20 protein-coding genes are annotated in these 18,520 nt (G+C 49.8%); 10 read left to right on the forward strand and 10 right to left on the reverse strand.

Features of this window, described 5'->3' with window-relative positions:
• Positions 1–28: 28 nt before the first annotated feature.
• Together rsmD and LVQ77_RS15705 are read left to right on the forward strand one after the other, a co-directional pair.
• A complete protein-coding gene (rsmD, locus tag LVQ77_RS15700) occupies positions 29–622 on the forward strand; it encodes a 16S rRNA (guanine(966)-N(2))-methyltransferase (protein ID WP_232904932.1) in 594 nt (197 codons plus the stop codon).
• Positions 616–885: a DUF1145 family protein gene (locus LVQ77_RS15705; protein ID WP_064561314.1), complete on the forward strand. Its 270-nt coding sequence runs from the start codon at positions 616–618 to the stop codon at positions 883–885. The genes rsmD and LVQ77_RS15705 overlap by 7 nt, the downstream gene beginning before the upstream one ends.
• Positions 886–1,023: 138 nt before the next feature.
• On the opposite strand, the gene LVQ77_RS15710 is transcribed toward LVQ77_RS15705, so the two are convergent.
• Positions 1,024–1,380 (reverse strand): DUF2500 domain-containing protein, encoded by a 357-nt coding sequence (locus tag LVQ77_RS15710; protein ID WP_232904933.1) that lies wholly within the window; start codon positions 1,378–1,380, stop codon positions 1,024–1,026.
• Positions 1,381–1,516: 136 nt separating this feature from the next.
• On the opposite strand from LVQ77_RS15710, the gene LVQ77_RS15715 reads away from it, so the two are divergent.
• The 4 genes from LVQ77_RS15715 (at position 1,517) to LVQ77_RS15730 (ending at position 5,319) form a co-directional block, all read left to right on the forward strand.
• Complete coding sequence (locus tag LVQ77_RS15715; RefSeq protein WP_064514650.1) at positions 1,517–2,143, forward strand: lysoplasmalogenase; 627 nt, start codon at positions 1,517–1,519, stop codon at positions 2,141–2,143.
• 106 nt (positions 2,144–2,249) lie between these two features.
• Positions 2,250–4,457, forward strand: a complete 2,208-nt coding sequence (gene zntA / locus LVQ77_RS15720) for a Zn(II)/Cd(II)/Pb(II) translocating P-type ATPase ZntA (protein WP_232904934.1) — start codon at positions 2,250–2,252, stop codon at positions 4,455–4,457.
• 143 nt (positions 4,458–4,600) lie between these two features.
• Positions 4,601–4,912, forward strand: a complete 312-nt coding sequence (locus tag LVQ77_RS15725) for a type II toxin-antitoxin system HigB family toxin (protein ID WP_232904935.1) — start codon at positions 4,601–4,603, stop codon at positions 4,910–4,912.
• A complete protein-coding gene (locus LVQ77_RS15730; RefSeq protein WP_232863907.1) occupies positions 4,909–5,319 on the forward strand; it encodes a helix-turn-helix domain-containing protein in 411 nt (136 codons plus the stop codon). The genes LVQ77_RS15725 and LVQ77_RS15730 overlap by 4 nt, the downstream gene beginning before the upstream one ends.
• A 37-nt stretch (positions 5,320–5,356) precedes the next feature.
• On the opposite strand, the gene LVQ77_RS15735 is transcribed toward LVQ77_RS15730, so the two are convergent.
• The 4 genes from LVQ77_RS15735 to tusA all read right to left on the reverse strand — a co-directional run bounded on the left by LVQ77_RS15735 (position 5,357) and on the right by tusA (position 8,632).
• The gene (locus LVQ77_RS15735; RefSeq protein ID WP_154151010.1) at positions 5,357–6,646 is read right to left on the reverse strand and encodes a TRAP transporter large permease; all 1,290 of its coding nucleotides are present in this window, start codon (positions 6,644–6,646) and stop codon (positions 5,357–5,359) included.
• A gap of 14 nt (positions 6,647–6,660) precedes the next feature.
• Positions 6,661–7,170, reverse strand: a complete 510-nt coding sequence (locus LVQ77_RS15740; protein ID WP_151993810.1) for a TRAP transporter small permease — start codon at positions 7,168–7,170, stop codon at positions 6,661–6,663.
• A gap of 34 nt (positions 7,171–7,204) precedes the next feature.
• Positions 7,205–8,188, reverse strand: coding sequence for a TRAP transporter substrate-binding protein (locus tag LVQ77_RS15745; RefSeq protein ID WP_232863908.1), 984 nt, complete (start codon positions 8,186–8,188; stop codon positions 7,205–7,207).
• Between the two features lie 198 nt (positions 8,189–8,386).
• Entirely contained in the window at positions 8,387–8,632 is a 246-nt protein-coding gene (tusA, locus tag LVQ77_RS15750; RefSeq protein WP_064514924.1) for a sulfurtransferase TusA, read from the reverse strand.
• Between the two features lie 176 nt (positions 8,633–8,808).
• Between tusA and LVQ77_RS15755 the strand changes: the two genes are divergently transcribed.
• Positions 8,809–9,474, forward strand: a complete 666-nt coding sequence (locus tag LVQ77_RS15755) for a 7-cyano-7-deazaguanine/7-aminomethyl-7-deazaguanine transporter (RefSeq protein ID WP_151993812.1) — start codon at positions 8,809–8,811, stop codon at positions 9,472–9,474.
• A 72-nt stretch (positions 9,475–9,546) separates the two neighbouring features.
• Positions 9,547–10,104 carry a DcrB family lipoprotein gene (locus LVQ77_RS15760; protein ID WP_134185860.1) on the forward strand — a complete coding sequence of 186 codons (558 nt, stop codon included), beginning with the start codon at positions 9,547–9,549 and terminating at the stop codon, positions 10,102–10,104.
• On the opposite strand, the gene LVQ77_RS15765 is transcribed toward LVQ77_RS15760, so the two are convergent.
• Positions 10,105–11,331 carry an MFS transporter gene (locus LVQ77_RS15765; protein WP_232904936.1) on the reverse strand — a complete coding sequence of 409 codons (1,227 nt, stop codon included), beginning with the start codon at positions 11,329–11,331 and terminating at the stop codon, positions 10,105–10,107.
• Positions 11,332–11,473: 142 nt separating this feature from the next.
• Between LVQ77_RS15765 and LVQ77_RS15770 the strand changes: the two genes are divergently transcribed.
• Entirely contained in the window at positions 11,474–12,523 is a 1,050-nt protein-coding gene (locus LVQ77_RS15770; protein WP_151993814.1) for an AI-2E family transporter, read from the forward strand.
• Between the two features lie 64 nt (positions 12,524–12,587).
• Positions 12,588–13,979, forward strand: coding sequence for a M24 family metallopeptidase (locus LVQ77_RS15775; protein WP_232904937.1), 1,392 nt, complete (start codon positions 12,588–12,590; stop codon positions 13,977–13,979).
• A gap of 44 nt (positions 13,980–14,023) precedes the next feature.
• Here the strand turns inward: LVQ77_RS15775 and LVQ77_RS15780 are convergent, their stop codons facing one another.
• The 4 genes from LVQ77_RS15780 to LVQ77_RS15795 form a co-directional block, all read right to left on the reverse strand.
• Complete coding sequence (locus LVQ77_RS15780; RefSeq protein ID WP_232904938.1) at positions 14,024–14,287, reverse strand: hypothetical protein; 264 nt, start codon at positions 14,285–14,287, stop codon at positions 14,024–14,026.
• Positions 14,288–14,390: 103 nt separating this feature from the next.
• Positions 14,391–15,344 (reverse strand): fimbrial protein, encoded by a 954-nt coding sequence (locus LVQ77_RS15785; RefSeq protein WP_232863913.1) that lies wholly within the window; start codon positions 15,342–15,344, stop codon positions 14,391–14,393.
• Positions 15,335–17,788, reverse strand: coding sequence for a fimbria/pilus outer membrane usher protein (locus LVQ77_RS15790; RefSeq protein ID WP_232904939.1), 2,454 nt, complete (start codon positions 17,786–17,788; stop codon positions 15,335–15,337). Before LVQ77_RS15790 ends, LVQ77_RS15785 begins: the two co-directional genes overlap by 10 nt.
• 15 nt (positions 17,789–17,803) lie before the next feature.
• Positions 17,804–18,511, reverse strand: a complete 708-nt coding sequence (locus LVQ77_RS15795; protein ID WP_232904940.1) for a fimbrial biogenesis chaperone — start codon at positions 18,509–18,511, stop codon at positions 17,804–17,806.
• Positions 18,512–18,520: the final 9 nt, after the last annotated feature.

Consider the following 18,520-nt stretch of genomic DNA (forward strand, 5'->3'; position numbering starts at 1 on the left):
GGCAAGAAATTGCATCGCAGTGAGTCTCATGAAAAAACCGCAATCTACTGGCACCGGCCAGATCCGTATTATTGGAGGCCAATGGCGCGGCCGCAAACTACCCGTACCAGACAGCCCTGGCCTGCGTCCTACCACAGATCGGGTTCGTGAAACCCTGTTTAACTGGCTGGCACCCACCATGGTCGATGCCACCGTGCTGGATTGCTTTGCAGGAAGCGGTGCATTGGGGCTTGAAGCCTTGTCACGATACGCGAGCCGTGCCACATTGCTGGAGATGGATCGCAATGTTTCACAGCAGTTGCAAAAAAATCTCGCCACGCTGAAAGCGACCAACGGAAAAGTCGTGAACACCAACACGCTTAATTTCCTGTCGCAGTCCGGTGAACCGCACAGCATCGTATTTGTTGACCCGCCATTCCGTAAAGGCTTGCTGGAAGAGACATTAGCCTTACTGGAAAGCAATGGCTGGCTGGCTAACGAAGCGCTGATTTACGTTGAAAGCGAAGTGGAAAACGGAACGCCAACGGTGCCCGTAAGCTGGTCTTTGCATCGTGAAAAAGTCGCGGGACAGGTCGCGTATCGTTTGTATAGCCGTGAAATTCAAGGAGCAGAGTCATGCTGATTAACATAGGCCGATTGCTGATGCTCGGCGTCTGGGCATTTTTGTTACTAAATATTGTCCATCCGTTCCCACGCCCGCTGAATATTTTCATTAACGTCGCGCTGATCTTCACCGTGCTGATGCACGGTATGCAGTTAGCGTTGCTGAAATCGACTCAGCCAAAAGGCAGCCCACCGCTCAGTCGCGCTCAGCAGATTAAGATTTTTATCTTTGGGGTATTTGAACTGCTGGTCTGGCAGAAAAAGCTCCGCCAGGGTAAATAATCATAATGCGGTGCCACCAGGCGTAATTGTTGCAGCCAGTTTGGACACGGACAGCGCGGAGGAACCGGAGCGTACACGCAGTACGTGAGGATTGCGAGCACTGCCCTGGTCAAAAATGGCAAATAAAATAGCCTGTTATTAGTCGGGGAGGAAGCCCACAAAGCGCGTCCCCTTGTACTGCAAAGTTCCTGCATCACCAACGCTCATCGAGTGATACTGCTCTGCCGTCACGCGCATTTTTAGCTCCAGTCCGCCACTTTGTGGGCGAAACCAAACCTCATAACGCATTGTATCTTCGACAGATGTAACCTGGCGTTGTCGTGATCGACGATCGGTGGTGGGCATTTCACGTTTCGTCGCCACCAGCACACTTCTTTCCATCATGGGCGCGGCATCATTTTCCGCATTCTGACGGCGCTGTTGCACAAAGCGGAACGACGCTGCCACGACGATAATCGCAACAACAGCAATGAAGAAAAGGGGCATTTTACTCATGGATTTATCTCGATTTGTCAGGCACTTTTAAGAATACCCTGCACGTCGTGGCATTGTCACCCACCGACATTGACCACTAGACTGAGATAAGTAACGTCGTGCTTTCAATTTTAATTTAATGCCCTAAGGACATGCCATGCTTTGGTCATTCATCGCCGTATTCTTCTCCGGTTGGCTGTACGTTGATGCCTCCTATCGTGGGCCAACCTGGCAACGCTGGGTATTCAAACCCGTCACCCTTCTGCTGTTATTACTGCTGGCCTGGCAAGCGCCGATGTTCAACGCAACAGGCTATTTGATCCTCGCGGGGCTTGCGGCAACGCTGCTCGGTGACGCCCTCACCCTGCTTCCAACCCAGCGCATGTTGTATGCCATCGGGGCGTTTTTCCTGTCGCACCTGTTGTATACCCTCTATTTCGCCAGCCAAATGACGTTCAGTTTCTTCTGGCCTTTGCCGCTGGTACTGCTAGTTATTGGCGCGCTACTGACCGCCGTCATCTGGACGCGCCTCGAAACATTCCGTTGGCCGATTCTGACGTTTATCGGCATGACACTGGTGATGGTGTGGCTGGCCGGTGAGCTCTATTTCTTCCTGCCAACACGCCCGAGTTTCTCAGGCTTTATTGGCGCAACGCTGCTGCTGTTGGGCAATATAGTCTGGCTGGGTAGCCATTACCGCCGCCGCTTCACAGGCGATAGCGCCATCGCCGCAGCCTGCTATTTTGCCGGGCACTTTATGATTGTCCGCGCTCTGTATATTTGACCTTGCGGGCGGTATTTACCGCCCCTCAAATTTCCCTCTTGACTCTGGAGTCAACTCCAGAGAGTAACATGCGTAATGAGAACATTATCATTACCCAGGAGGGCGCATGCTCAACTCCCCAAAAACACCACAATTTGCGAAGGCAAAGCTCAGTCCGTTGCCGATAAAAACAGACGCATGCCATGGTAATGATTGCTGTAGTGACGCCAATGTCGCGCCTGAAACGCAAATGCTGCCTGATACCGGCGAACGTTATAGCTGGCTCGTCGATGGCATGGACTGCGCCGCCTGCGCCCGCAAAGTTGAAAACGCTGTCAAACAGATTGCCGATGTGCAGCGCGTTCAGGTGCTGTTCAGCACAGAAAAACTGCTGGTCACCGCGCAGCGCGATGTTCGCGACGACGTTGAAAAAGCCGTGAAAGCCGCAGGTTACAACCTAAGAAACAGTGCCGCCCCCGCACCGAAAACATCCGCCTGGCATGAAAATTTACCGCTCATCTTACTGATAGCCATGATGGCGCTGAGCTGGGGGCTTGAGCAGTTTAACCATCCGTTCGGCAACATAGCATTCATCGCCACCACGTTGGTTGGCCTGTGGCCGATCGCACGCCAGGCCGTGCGCCTGATGCGCACCGGTAACTGGTTTGCCATCGAAACGTTGATGAGCGTGGCCGCCATTGGCGCACTGTTTATCGGCGCGACCGCAGAAGCCGCGATGGTATTACTGCTGTTCTTAATTGGTGAACGCCTGGAGTCCTACGCCGCCAGCCGCGCGCGCCGTGGTGTGAGCGCACTGATGGCGCTGAAACCAGAAGTCGCGACTCGTATTCGTAACGGTGAACGCGAAAGCATCGCGCTCTCTGATTTACGTCCGGGCGATGTCATAGAAGTAGCGGCGGGCGGGCGTTTGCCTGCTGATGGCCGCTTGCTAACACCTTTTGCCAGTTTCGATGAAAGCGCATTAACCGGCGAGTCCATTCCGGTTGAACGCCAGCAAGATGAGAAAGTCCCGGCAGGAAGCACCAGCGTCGACAGACTGGTGCAGCTCGAAGTCATTTCCGAACCGGGCGACAGCGCAATTGACCGCATTCTGCGTTTAATTGAAGAAGCCGATGAACGCCGCGCGCCGATTGAGCGCTTTATTGACCGTTTCAGCCGAATTTACACGCCGATTATTATGGCGATTGCCCTGCTCGCTGCGGTTATTCCTCCGCTGCTGTTTGGGCAAAGCTGGGGCGAGTGGATCTACAAAGGGCTGGCACTGTTACTCATTGGTTGCCCGTGCGCGCTGGTGATTTCTACCCCTGCAGCAATTACCTCCGGACTTGCAGCGGCAGCTCGCCGTGGCGCGTTAATTAAAGGCGGTGCAGCTCTCGAACGCCTCGGAAAAATCCAACATATCGCGTTTGATAAGACCGGCACGTTGACCGCAGGTAAACCGCAAGTCACCACCATTGAAGTCAATGGTGAACTTAGCGAAAACGACCTGCTGGCACTGGCTGCTGCCGTGGAGTTTGGCTCGTCGCACCCGCTTGCCCAGGCGATTGTGCGTGAAGCGCAAAACCGCAATCTGGAATTGCCCGACACCAGTGCACACCGGGCGCTGGCAGGTATTGGTGTGGAAGCCACAATTAATGGCGAAACGTTGTTATTAAGCGCGCCGGGTAAGCTCGCGAATACCGTGCTGGATGCGGCCTGGCAGCTGCGAATCACTCAGCTTGAAGCCGAAGGCCAGACGGTGGTTGCCCTGTTACAACAAGGCCAGTTACTTGGCGTTCTGGCATTACGCGATACCTTACGCAGCGATGCAAAAATGGCAGTAGCTGCACTGCACAAGCTTGGTGTTCAAAGCGTGATGCTAACGGGTGATAACCCACGTGCAGCCGCCGCCATCGCGCAGGAATTAGGGATGGATTATCGCGCAAGCCTGCTGCCTGCCGACAAAGTCAGTGCGGTGAATGAACTCAACGCCCGTGCGCCGCTGGCGATGGTCGGCGACGGCATCAACGACGCTCCGGCAATGAAGGCTGCAACTATCGGCATCGCCATGGGCAGCGGCACCGATGTAGCACTCGAAACCGCCGATGCTGCACTGACGCACAACCGCCTGACGGAGCTTGCCAACATGATAGGACTGGCGCGAGCAACACATAATAATATTCGCCAGAACATTACTATCGCGTTGGGGTTGAAGGGGATTTTCCTGGTGACAACGCTGTTGGGTATCACCGGCCTGTGGCTTGCGGTGTTGGCTGATTCGGGTGCCACTGCATTGGTTACCGCGAATGCTCTGCGACTGCTGCGGAAAAAATAAATTGCGAGCATCCTCGACGGTATTGGCTTTGCAGCTGTAGAAAACTGAGAAATCTGAAACACTGGTATTCGGCTCCAGGGAGTTGACGTATTGGCAACTCCCTGGTTATATTGGTTGCCAGATAGTCAACTTCAGGACGAAGTATGCATTTAATCTCTCTAAGAGCATTGAGTGAAGCCAGCGAAAAATATCCCCAACACGCTCAAGAACTTCTCATTCTGGCCCGGGTTATCGAAAAAGGACATTTCCCAACACCCGAATCACTCAGGAAAGTCTATCCAACACTTGATAATTTTAAGTATCTCGATAAGCACTATGTCATCAATATTGCTCGCAACGAGTTGCGGCTACTCGCGCTGATATTTTTTGAAAGCCAGAAATTCTATGTTCGCGACATCATGACGCATGCGGATTACATGAGATTTACCGAAACCCATCGGGGAAAGAAGAGATGATTGCAGATGCACTGAAAGCCGCCGAAGCGCTGAAAACTGCCGTGCCGTTTCTTGCGGGTAACACGGGTGAGAAAGAGTATCTGGAAGCACTGGAATTGGTGGAATACTTGTTGGTCAATGAGCCGACCAACCCGCTGCTGGATTTAGTGAGCCTGAAGATTTCTGAGTATGAAAATACCCTTCCGGAAACTATCGCCTTTCGTGAACAGATGAATGCGCTGCCGCCCGGCGTTGCGGTACTGAGAACGTTGATGGATCAATATGAGTTGAATCAAAGCGATTTCCAACAAGAAATTGGCAGCAAATCAATGGTGTCACGCGTACTGAGTGGCGAGCGCCAGCTTACAATTGAGCACATCAGAAAGCTGTCCCTGCGCTTTGGTATTTCTCCGGCACTGTTTATCTAACCCTCACCCCATCAGAAATGAGGGTTAGATAGTCCTCTCAACTCGTCATGCCCAGTACATGCGGCAGCCACAATGAAACTGCCGGAATGTAGGTCACCATCGCCAGCACCACCAGCAATACGCCGTAGAACGGCAGCATGGCACGAACCACCACTTCGATTTTCTGTTTGCTCACCGCACTGGCGACAAACAGCACCGAACCGACCGGCGGTGTAATTAAGCCAATCCCGAGGTTAACCATCATAATCATCCCGAAATGCACCGGGTCGATACCCAGCGAATTTGTCACTGGCAACAGTACCGGCGTGAGGATCAGGATAATCGGCGCCATGTCCATCAGCGTGCCAATCAACAGCAGCATGACGTTGAGGTACATCAGAATGACGTACTTATTGTCAGACAGCGAAGTGAAGAACTCAGTGATGCGTGATGGCAGTTGCATGTAAGTCATGACTGCGCCGAACGCTGACGCAAAACCAATCAAAATCATGACGATAGAGACTGTTTTTACAGTACGGAACATCAGCTTTGGCAGCTCGTTCCACTTGTAGTCACGGTAGATAAACATAGTCACGAAGAACGCCCACACACAGGCCACTGCCGCCGATTCAGTTGCGGTAAAGACCCCGGTCAAAATCCCGCCGAGAATAATGACCACCGTCATCAAACCCCACAGCGCATCGAAGAAAATTTTCAACGCCTGCTTGAAGGGAATGCGTTCACCTTTCGGGTAACCGCGCTTATGAGCAAACCCGAGACACATCACCATCAGGCAGAAACCCAGCAATAAACCTGGCAAAATCCCGGCGATAAACAACGTGGCAATGGAAACCGTACCGCCCGCCGCCAGGGAGTAAATCACCGAGTTATGGCTTGGCGGGATCAAAATCGCCTGCACCGATCCACTCGCCGTTACCGCCGCTGCATATTCCCGTGGATAACCCTTTTTCTCCATTTCCGGGATCATCACGCTGCCGATGGATGCCGTATCCGCCACGGACGATCCGGAAATCGCCCCAAAGAAAGTGGACGCCACGATATTCACCAGCGACAAGCCGCCGCGAATAAACCCAACGAAAATATAGGCAAAATTGACCAGACGACGAGCGATTCCCCCTTCCGCCATAATCGCCCCGGCCAGAATGAAGAACGGGATTGCCAGCAGGGTAAATTTATTCACCCCGCTGGTGATTTGAATCATGATCGCTTCCAGCGGCAAATCTATCCATAACGCTCCCACAATGGCGCTTAGCCCAACGGCAAAGGCCACAGGCATTCCCACTGCAAGCAGCACCGCGAGTGTTGCTAATAAAATAAATGCGTCCATGTTATCCCCTGGTCTTAACCGTGATTACCCAGCAGCACTATTGGGCGGTTCTCTTGAGAGCCGTACAGCAGTCGCTCGACAACAAACAGAATCATTAAAATCGCGCCTACGGGCAGCGGAAGATAGGTTTGACCGGAAGTGAGTAGCGGGAATTCGGCAACAGGTTGTTCCCATAAATCGGCGCACAGGTAGAAGCTGTAATAGAAAATCACCAGTGAGATGACCAGCATCAACAAGTCGACGACACGGGTACAGAACGTCTGCAATGCAGACGGCAGGCGATCTGTCAGCATATTCACCGCAATGTGCGAACCAGCGCGGTAACTCACCGCCGCGCCGATAAACGTGAAGGTCACCATGCAGATTATCGCCACGGGTTCCGGCCAGGATTCCCCACGATTGAGGACATAACGTGAGAAAATCCCAATCGGAATAATGATGGTCATCACCAAAAGAGACAGCCCGGCAATAACCATCGCCAGCAAATAAACTTTATCCATCAAGTCTGAGTAGCGTTGGGACATAAGATGCCCTCCACGAATGCGTTAGCGACAATAGTTACTGAACGTCTGCGATAGCTTTCATCAGATCCTGATGTTTATCGCCGTACTCTTTACGCACCGGCTCAGTCGCTTTCACAAACCAGGCTTTGTCGATTTCGTGGAACTGAACACCACCGGCTTTCATTTTTTCCAGCGCTTGTTTGTTGTAGGCATTCCACAGTTCGCGCTGTTCCATTTGCGCATCACGTGCCAGTTTCAGGACTTTTTGCTGCTGGTCAGGCGTTAGTTTGTCCCACTTCACTTTGGAATAAAGCAGCATTTCTGGCGTGATAAAGTGGCCGCTCAGCGTGTAGTTTTTAGCGACCGGCATGTAGTTGTGGGCAATAAAGGTTGGCGGGTTGTTTTCCGCGCCGTCGATAACGCCGGTTTGCATGCCGCTATACACTTCGCTCACCCCCATCGCGACCGAGTTTGCGCCCATGTCTTTAAGCGTTGCCAGTGCGACCGGGCTACCCTGAACGCGGATTTTCATCCCCTTAAGATCTTCAGGTTTCACAACCGGGTTTTTGGTAATCAGGTTACGTGTGCCGGAGTCCATCCAGCCGAGGAATACCAGACGAGATTTCGGGTTATTCGTCAGCTTGTCGCCAATCTCTTTACCTAAATCGCCGTCGATCACTTTGTGCATATGATCTTCATCGCGGAATACGTACGGCAGGGTAAAGACTTCAACATCTGGCAGGATCGCAGCAACCGGCGCCATCGAAACACGGATCATATCGATCGCACCCATTTGCGCCTGTTCGATCATCTGTTTTTCATCCCCAAGAACGCCACTTGGGAACACTTTAATCTCTAAATCACCGTTGGTTTCTTGCTTCAGTTTTTCGCCCATGTGCTGGACCGCGACTACGTTCGGATAGCCTTCCGGGTGAACGTCAGCGGCTTTAATCACTTGTGCGAGTGCAGTTTGAGCAAACAGAACTGACGCGGTAGACAGACATAAACCAGCAAAAGCAGGCAGAAAGGTCTTCTTCATTGTGTCGCTCCAGCAGAGGTAGAAATATGAGGTAGGAAGTAAAACAATGTTTTAATTTGTCGTTTAAAAATTAGACTACGTGGAGAAAAGCATGGGTGAAGCACTTCACAAAAAGCGACAAAAAATGAAATTGGGGTTCAGAGTAGATGCAAAGAGGGTTCAGAAGCCCAAAGCGGAGAGCAAAGGGCTTGCGCGGCGTTACTGGCCTTTACGCAACAGGTATTGGTAAGGCAATGATTCCACTTGTTTGGCAAGCAGTTCGTGTTCCATGAAAATGCAAAATCCTGGAATATCACGCGTGGTTGCCGGGTCATCAGCAATCACCAGCAGGGTTTCGCCAGCCTGCATATTGCGCACTGTTTTGCGTACCATCATGACGGGTTCCGGGCAGCGCAGGCCCAGGGCATCAAGAGTGTGGTCAGGATTAGAAAAAAGATCGGTCATGAGAAAGCTCGCAATTAACAAACCGCGATAGTTTACGCCGGGAAGATTCTCGTGCAAGTCACGTGAACGATTGCGTTAAAATTAACCATTGCAAAGCGGGGCTAAAGCAGTATCATCGCCCCCCGCTTTAAAAAGCGTACTGGGTTCCCTCACCCCACCACTAAAAAGGCTACAAAATGACGCAGTTCAATTCTACTCAGCGCACTAAGGCGCTGTTTTGGCTATCGCTATTCCATTTGCTGGTGATCACTTCCAGTAACTATCTGGTGCAATTACCGGTCTCGGTTTTTGGTTTCCATACCACCTGGGGTGCGTTTAGCTTTCCGTTTATCTTCCTCGCAACCGACCTGACGGTACGCATTTTTGGTGCACCTCTGGCACGCCGCATTATTTTTGCCGTGATGCTGCCCGCACTGATTATTTCGTACGCCATTTCTGCACTGTTTTACATGGGCACCTGGCAAGGGTTCGAAGCATTGCTGCACTTCAACCTGTTCGTCGCACGTATCGCTGTCGCAAGCTTTATGGCGTACGCGTTGGGGCAAATTCTGGATGTGCATGTGTTTAACCGCCTGCGCCAAAGCCAGTACTGGTGGCTTGCGCCAACGGCATCCACGCTTTTCGGTAATATCAGCGACACGCTTTCCTTCTTCTTTATTGCTTTCTGGCGCAGCCCGGATGCCTTTATGGCGCAGCATTGGGTCGAAATCGCCATCGTAGATTACTGCTTTAAAGTGTTAATCAGCATTGTATTCTTCCTGCCGATGTACGGCGTTTTGCTGAATATGTTGTTGAAACGTCTGGCAGATAAGTCTGAAAGTTCGGCGTTACAGCCGGGTTGACGGTGGTTGAATTATCTTGTGATAAGATGATGAGATCGGCCGCAAAGGCTTGCTAACGTAAAGGAAGAAGTCATGGGTAACCTGGTAAAATATGTCGGTATTGGCCTGCTGGTATTAGGCCTGGCCGCTTGCGATAACAGTGATAGCAAAACGGCCAAAACGGATGCAGCGGCGGAAAGCAGCGCTGCTGGCCAGCCGGTTAGCCTGCTGGACGGGAAAATTAGCTTTGCACTCCCCGCCGATATGACCGACCAGAGCGGTAAGTTGGGCACTCAGGCAAACAACATGCACGTATATTCTGATGCTACAGGACAGAAAGCGGTCATTGTGATTGTCGGTGACAATACGCCTGACGATTTGGCAGCTTTAACAAAACGCCTTGAAGAACAACAACGTGCTCGTGACCCACAGCTGCAAGTCGTGACCAATAAATCCATTGAGATTAAAGGCCACACGCTGCAACAGCTTGACAGTATTATCTCTGCAAAAGGCCAGACAGCTTACTCATCTGTCATCCTGGGTAAAGTAGATAACCAACTGTTAACTATGCAGATAACGCTGCCTGCGGATAACCAGCAACTGGCGCAAACTGCCGCTGAGAACATTATTAATACCATCACCATCAAATAACTATTGTTGCTGTGATGATGACACGGCCTCCGGTTGATCAGTCGGGGGCCGTTTTTTTAACTGCCAGGCCATCAGCAGCGCAATGCAAACCAGCACCGCCGCCGCCAGATAAATCACCGAAACCCCCGCATAAGCCATCACAAACCCAGCTAATGGCCCGGTAATCCCCAGCGATAAATCCATAAACACGGTGTAGGTCGCAAGCGCACTTCCCTGGTTTTGTTGCGGCACCATTTTCACCGCCACCACGCCCAGCGCCGGGAACACCAAAGAGAAGCCCGCGCCCGTCAGGAAAGTCCCCACTTTTGCCATCCAGGGTTCGCCCGCAAAGCCCACCAGCAGCAAACCGATAATCTCGACTGAGAAGCAAATCATCGCCACATTCAGGCCGCCAAGCCGGTTAATACCATTCGGGAAAAGTAAGCGAGTGCCAACAAACGCACAGCTAAAGAGTGTTAATGCGAATGCAGCACCATCCCAGCCTTTAGCGTCGTAAAACAGTGTGATGAACGTTGCGATCACGCCAAAACCGGCAGACGCGAGTGCGAGCGCCATACCATACGGCCAGACGCGCCCCAGCACCGCGCGAAACGGCAGCGGCTTGCCTTTACTGGCTTTCACCGCCGGGCGTGGAAGTGCCAACAACACTGCCACCAGTGCCACTGCCATAATAATTCCGGCTAACAGTTTTAGCCCGCCGAGATGATAAAACAGCACGCCCAACGGTGCGCCCATCGCCATCGCGCCATAGGTCACAATGCCATTCCAGGAGATCACCCGCCCAATATGCAGCGACCCCACGACACCCACGCCCCAAAGCGTTGAACCGGTTCCGGCAAAACTTTGCCCAACCCCTAAAATGACGCGCCCCATACAGAGCAACACCAGACTCACCAACGGCCAGGCGCTACCAAACGCCGCCAGCATATAGCTCGCTCCGCTCAGGAAGCAGCCGCATAAACCAAAGATGACAATTTTTTTAGGGCCAAGAATATCTGCGTAACGCCCGGCATGTGGGCGGCTGAGTAACGTGGCGAAATATTGCAGGCTTATCACAAGCCCGGCCCAAAACGCGCTGTAGCCCATCACGTCATGAACGTACCCCGGCAAAACAGCCAGTGGCAGGCCGATGGTCATGTAGCTGGCAAAGTTGAACATCACTACAGAGACAATCTGTAGATTGAGTCGGAAACTGCTTAATGCGGGGGCGGGAGTGAGGTCAGGCATGGGCATTCACTTTTAAAACAGCGTTCCCCAGTATATACACGTCGAGATTCACATTTCAGCAACAGACTTTCAGACTCGCCCTGCGGGTGCGAAATAAACGAAGCGCTACACTTAGAAGATCCCTCCTTTTCAGGATTTTTTCATGCTCTCTCCAGAACCCGATAAAACCGGGCTACATATTCTAATAAAGCTTTCAGCGCTGGTGATTATTCTTGCCGGGATTCATGCTGCGGCAGACATTATCGTCCAGCTATTATTGGCACTCTTTTTTGCCATTGTGCTTAACCCGTTAGTGACGTGGTTTATCCGCCGGGGAGTGAACCGTCCGCTGGCTATCTCGATAGTCGTATTTGCGATGTTGGTTGTGCTGACGATACTGGTGGGTGTGCTGGCGGCATCCATGTCTGAATTCGTCGATATGCTGCCCAAATACAACAAGATGCTGACGCAAAAAGTGTTTGAGCTCGAAAAAATGCTGCCGTTTATGCACCTGCGATTATCGCCGGAGCGTATGTTGCAGCGTATGGACTCTGAAAAAGTGATGTCTTACGCCACCACCCTAATGACCGGACTTTCCGGCGCAATGGCCAGCATTCTGCTGCTGGTGATGACCGTGGTATTTATGCTCTTCGAGGTACGCCACGTTCCGTACAAACTGCGCTTCGCCCTTTCCAACCCGAAAATTCATATCGCCAGCCTGCACCGCGCACTCAAAGGCGTGACGCATTATCTGGCACTTAAAACGCTTATCAGCCTGTGGACCGGGTTGATTATCTGGCTTGGCCTCGAACTGCTGGGCGTGCAATTTGCGCTGATGTGGGGCGTGCTGGGGTTCTTGCTGAATTACATCCCCAATATCGGTTCGGTCATTTCCGCTATTCCGCCAATGATTCAGGCGTTCTTATTTAACGGCACTTACGAAATGATTTTGGTTGGCGTGCTGTTCCTTGCAGTGCATATGCTGCTTGGGAATATCCTTGAACCACGCATGATGGGACGCGGCCTTGGAATGTCGACCTTCGTGGTGTTCCTGTCATTGTTGTTCTGGGGCTGGCTGCTCGGCCCAGTGGGTATGCTCCTGTCAGTGCCGCTTACCAGTGTATGTAAAATTCTGATGGAAACCACTCAGGGCGGCGCCAAACTTGCAGTGTTGCTTGGGCAAGGACGGCCAAAAAGTCGGTTGCCGGGATAGGTTCTTAATTTCCCGGGTGATAAGTTAATGCTCACCCGGGAAAAGAAAAAGGAGTGACTCACCCATGCCGCAACCAACAATTACACTTGCCACCATCAAGCAGCCTGAAATCTATCTTAACGTCCCGAGTGTGGTGTTAAATGACCAGACGATTCAGGAGCGCTTGCACAAAGTTTTGCAGGGAATGGCGCGGCAGAATCTTGATTCGTTAGTGATTTACGCCGACAAAGAACACGGCGGGAATTTTGAGTATCTCACCGGTTTTATCCCGCGCTTTGAAGAAGGCTTGCTGGTGCTGCATAAAAGCGGCGAGGTAGTGCTGGTTCTTGGTAATGAAAACCTCAAACTCGCACAGCACTCCAGAATTCCTGCAAATGTGGTACATGCGCCGTGGTTTTCGCTGCCAAACCAACCGATGGACACCACACTCTCGCTAAGCGAAGTGTTGCAACAAGCCGGGCTTCGTGGGCAAAAGCGTGTTGGTATTGCGGGCTGGAAGCTTTTCACTGGCATCAACGACAACAATAAGTCTCTGTTTGATATACCGACCTTTATTTTCCTGGCGCTTCAAAGCGCGTTGACTCCAGCGTGTGAATTACTTAATGCCACAGATCTGTTTATTTCGCCGCGCCAGGGAGCAAGGACAACCAATAACGCCAATGAAATTGCGCACTATGAATACGGTGCAAACCTGGCTTCAAGCGCGGCGCTTAGCGCACTGAATGCAATTGAATTAGGTAAAACGGAAAAGTCGATTGCAGCCCTGCTTGCCGCCGATGGGCAAGCCAATAACGTCGTAACCATTGCTGCTACGGGCGATCGTTTTGAAAATGCCAACCTGTACCCATCGGATAAACAGATCCAAAAAGGCGACAAGTTTTCATTAACAGTCAGTTATAAGGGCGGTTTAACCAGCCGTGCGGCATACGTCGTTAGCCAGGCCGATGAACTTCATGAAGAGGTCAGTGATTATCTCGATGTGGTCGCCATCCCGTATTATCGCGCGGTCGTCGCCTGGCTTGAGAATATGCGCGTCGGTGTGAAGGGCCATGAAGTCTACGACTTGATTGAGCGAGTGTTGCCTAAAACCGAATACCACTGGCACCTCAACCCCGGCCACTTAGTTGCTGACGAAGAGTGGCTTTGCTCGCCGATTTACCCTGCGTCAGATATCCCTTTATCCAGTGGGATGCTGCTACAAATCGACATCATTCCATCACGTAAAGGTTACGCGGGAGCGAGTATTGAAGACACCGTGGCGCTGGCCGATGAACCTTTACGCCAGAAACTCGCCACGCTTTACCCGGAATTATGGCAGCGCATCAGCGCACGCAGAAATTACATCCGCGACGTACTGAATATTCACTTACATGAAGATGTGCTGCCGCTCTCTAACACCGTGGGATATTTGCGGCCCTATTTGCTGAATAAAGATTTGGCGCTAATTTGCCAATAATATTTATCTTCCTGCGCCGGATATCTTCCGCGCGCAGGAGTTATCTAGTCTTGTTTACTCGGGCATTGAACCTGGTGAACAAGTTCAGGTGTCCAGTGATACTCAACGACATGCCCTTCCGGGCTTCTGACAGCAATATGTAATTGGGCAAATTCACCTGATTGCAGGGTAAAGAAAAGTTGCGTCAGGGGGTATGGGCAGCCAGCCTGATAGGAAACAAACATTTTCTGCCGGGTGCGCTGAGAACCTCGCTGTGTATTAATGACCAGTTCTATGGTCATTTGCCCGGCAATATCTCGCTCGAACACAGCATATGCCGTGAGATATTGATGACCAAATTGATTATTGTGTGATACCCATATCTGATCTCTGGTCTTAACAAGAGTTGCATGCATATTTCGTCTCACTTATTTATTGGTAATCAATATTGAAATACAGGCTGGCGTGGATTTTCCCCGGTTGTACCTGTTCATCTATCTGGTAATACTGTGAATAAAATCGAACGGAATATTTGTCGGATTTGGAGCTTCTCAATTCCACCTTTTTCATTTCATGAAAATTCAGCGGCTGATGATCGTCACCGAGCACTTGCACTCCTATCCCCTTAGCAGAAGAACGTCCTGCCACTGAATTGCTCAACACTCCGTCAGAACCCGAGTTTTTGCCGAATTGCCCATTCCATTTCAAGAAAACAGCAGAGGGTGTTTTATCATCGGTTGCACAAGATAAATGAATATCAAAAGGGGTTTTACCTGCCACCGAACCAGGGGATTTGAACTGGTCCAGAACAACGCCTGGCAGCGTAATATTGCGTGTTTTCTCACCATAAATTTTGCATGAGCTATTCAGAATAGTGACAAAACTGGCCGGGATATAAATATCTATCAGCGGTGAACTCTGCAGTAGGTTATTTATTTCAAAACTCATACCTTCTGAGCCCCCTCTGGCCGATATTCCATCATCAGCCTTAATCAACTCCATATTGATCCTGGCCCCAGACAATTCAGACATGCTTGCAGAAAATTTAGAAGGCCAGGCTATTTCGCGCCCACTTGAAGTGACCAAAGTCATTTTCATACCAACACCTTTTGCATTGGTTTGAAAAACTCCGGGAGTTTTCATCTTCGACGCTCCACCAGGTACATCCGCGCTAAATTTAATAAGCTCATCACACTCAGGAGACGGTGGAAGCTGCACAGCAAATGAACTCTTTTTTAGCACTGAGCCTAAAGCATGATTATTTTTGTTGGTTACCGTTTCTGGCGATAAAGTAATTTTTTGTGATTTAACAATACAAGTAGCCTGGGAATTAAAACTTACCGCCAGGAGTATCAGCAGTGGTAACCCTGCACGAACTAACGACATATTGCCTCCTGGCTTTTAATAACAATTGTGCAGACTCCATTTTCTGACGAAACACTCACCGTAGCTGATTGGGTTTGGTCAATATAGAGAAGCCCACCCTGACCGACATAACCAATATGGTTATTTTCCTGGTCTTTGATAACCGCGCCAAAAGGTAAAGTCTGTTGGTTGCGCAGTTTGGGATGAATAATGGTCTGTTTATTTATCTTTGTGTCAAAAGCAACGTGAACAACACTGCCCTCAAAGGGCACAACTTTTCTTTGTGTTTGCTGGAAAGTGACGGAGTCATCCGCGCCTTTTGGGTTAATCACCACATCGTTAACACGCCAGGCGCGCAACCACGGCATAACTGCATAACCATTTGAGTCAAAACGGGTTCCTGGCGCTCCATCTAAACGCGCACCTTTTGCATCTGCGGCGTAAACCAGTGCTACCGTATCGCTTCGTTCTGGGGAGAAGGTCACCCCTTTATGGTGAGCAATCATTGAACCACTCATCCCCGCACTAGCCTGATGCCAGTCATTACCCTGGCTTAATGTCGTGCTCAGAGTGCTGTAAGGTGAACGGTAAGTTCCATTCATTCCCCAGTCCATATCTCCGCCACGGCCATAGGCTGCATTAAGGCCTAGCATCATATTATTTTCTTCATCAACTGAGGTTGAGAAGCCCATACGCGTATTGCTGGCTTTACCATTACTGCTATAGCTGTCTGAATATATTTGTGTGTATCCAGAGTCTGAACGCGGGAGTGAATAACTAAAGTTCAGCGCAATCTGATCATCTTTCGTTACGCCACCATATTCATCTTCATTCCATAAACGCTGCACTGAAATCGTCCAGTTTAAATTTCCCCAGTTATTGCTATAGCCCACAGAATATTGTCGATAACTATCCTGCTGTTCCCAGTATTTATTAATCGACCCAGAGATATTTAATGATCCCCATCCATCCTGAAAAGGCTGACTCAGGCTTAATGACCAGGACTGTTTTTCGCGTAATACTGCGTATTCCGAACCACTATCTTGCTGTTCAAAAGCATCACGCTGCCCATAGAAGTTTTTCGCATTGAATTTTCCCTCCAGCCAGAATGAGGTTTGCGACAATGGTAGGGTTCGGTTGTAGGTCAGGCGGTATCCTTGCCCGTGGTTTTCCTGATTATCGAAATTAAAGCGTGACTGTGTAATGTCGAGAGCGAAAGCGCCAAAAAAGGTATTCAACCCAGCGCCCACTAACGCCGACTGGTAATGATCAAATCCGGTAGCACCAGAATAGAGCGACACATAATTGTTTAGGCCGTACTGCCACGTAACCTGTGCAGCAAAGGGAGATTCATTGCTATCTTGCTCATCAACTTTCCCAAGCGAAACGTTATAGCGACTCACGCCCGGTTTTAATAATTGTGGCACTGATGAATAAGGAACAGAGAAACGCCGAATACGCCCGTCAGATTCCTGAATAGTGACCAGCAAATCTCCGCCCGTATTTGCCGGTAAAATAGACTCGATTGAGAAAGGTCCTGCCGGTACGGATGTTTGATGAATAACTCTTCCATCCTGTGTCACGGTGACACGTGCATTCGTTTCCGCCATCCCTCTGATATTTGGTGCCCAGCTCAATGTGTTATCCGGGTGCATTTGATCCTGTGATTCAAGCGATGCGCCCAAAATGCTTAAACCATCAAACAGCTGGCTATCAGTATAAAATTGCCCGGCACTGAACATGGACTTCCAGCCAATCAATGGCTTTTTTAAGGTAGTCCGGTTGCTGGAATAATGCTTTCCACTGTCGTTGTTCCAGTCGAGGCTACCAAAATGTTCAAGCAGCCAACCCGATGCAGAAGCTCTTACATCAAGCCCGAGCCAGGCACTATCCGAACTGGAGCGACTATCGCCACGTTGCTGCATCGAGTAGTAATCAGCCATATAACCGAGATTAATTGCCGGAATACCCTTCTGCCACTGCTCAGGCTGCACATAGTTGCTATCGGTATTATCCAGATATGCTTGTGGAACACTCATCCGTAATTCCAACAATCCGGCATTAAAGGTTTCTACCGCATTACCGTAAACATCCCATTTATTAATCGTGCCACAGTAATTTTTTTCCTCCGCCAGAGATTTATTCATCCGTAGAGTGTTAACTCCAACAGACTCGAGAAAGTAAGCGGAATGACAGGTTGCTAAGTCACCATCTTTGGTTTTATTAAAAATAACATCGTGGCGACCACGCCAATGTTCATTGACATAAACATCAACGCTATAACGCCCTGGTGGCAATGATTTTATATCGAAAGCACTAAGATCGTTGCTCTTAGCATTTCCCATCAAAATAGCATTATTAAACGTATAACGAATATCATCCTCTGCATTAGCACTCATTGGCAGAAATGAAATATTTGCCAATACTAAAAATGGAGTGATGACTGTTTTCTTATAGAGATCCATCTTGTTATATCCTTACTATCCATGAGTAATGATTTTTGTTTCAACCACTCCACCGTAGTCGTTAATACTTTGAACAATTAAATTTTGCCCGTGAGAAATGTTCTCTTTTACTTTGAATTCCATTTGACTCTTGGGTGCCACCATCTCACTTTCCTCTAAAAGACCGGAACCTAAAGCAGTTTTAATATCGACAATCGTAATAAAGAATGGCGAAGAGTTAATAACCGTAATTTTATTTCTTGCAGAGCGTAACTCTAATTTATTTTCAGCATCTGCTCTATTACCAAGCCCTTCAGGTCGCCATATAAATTTAAAGCGGGAACGGATCGCCATATTTAGCATGCCAGCATCTTTTTTATACTCATTTTTATCGATAGCAGGGACATCCAGAATATTTAGCCACCACAGTGACTCTCTGTCATTTATGGAGATTGTTTGCAATTCCTGTTTTTTAATTCTTATCGATTGACCATTTTTCGCATCTACACGAGCAATAGGTGGAGATATTATAAAGGGCGTAGAGATTTTTTCTGGCGGTACATCAGGATCGCCTTCATCTAACCAGATTTGAGCCAGAGATGGCGCACTGCCTGTGTTGGTCATTTGGATAGTGATTTCTGGAGCATTAGCCGGGTAGATAAAACGCGTTCCATTAACAATGATATTGTCGGCATAGGACAATGGCGTTAATAGTATGGAATATAGCAGAATTAAAAATCTCATAGTGACCTC

Source organism: Buttiauxella cochleicola, assembly GCF_021282435.1.
Lineage (GTDB): Bacteria > Pseudomonadota > Gammaproteobacteria > Enterobacterales > Enterobacteriaceae > Buttiauxella > Buttiauxella massiliensis.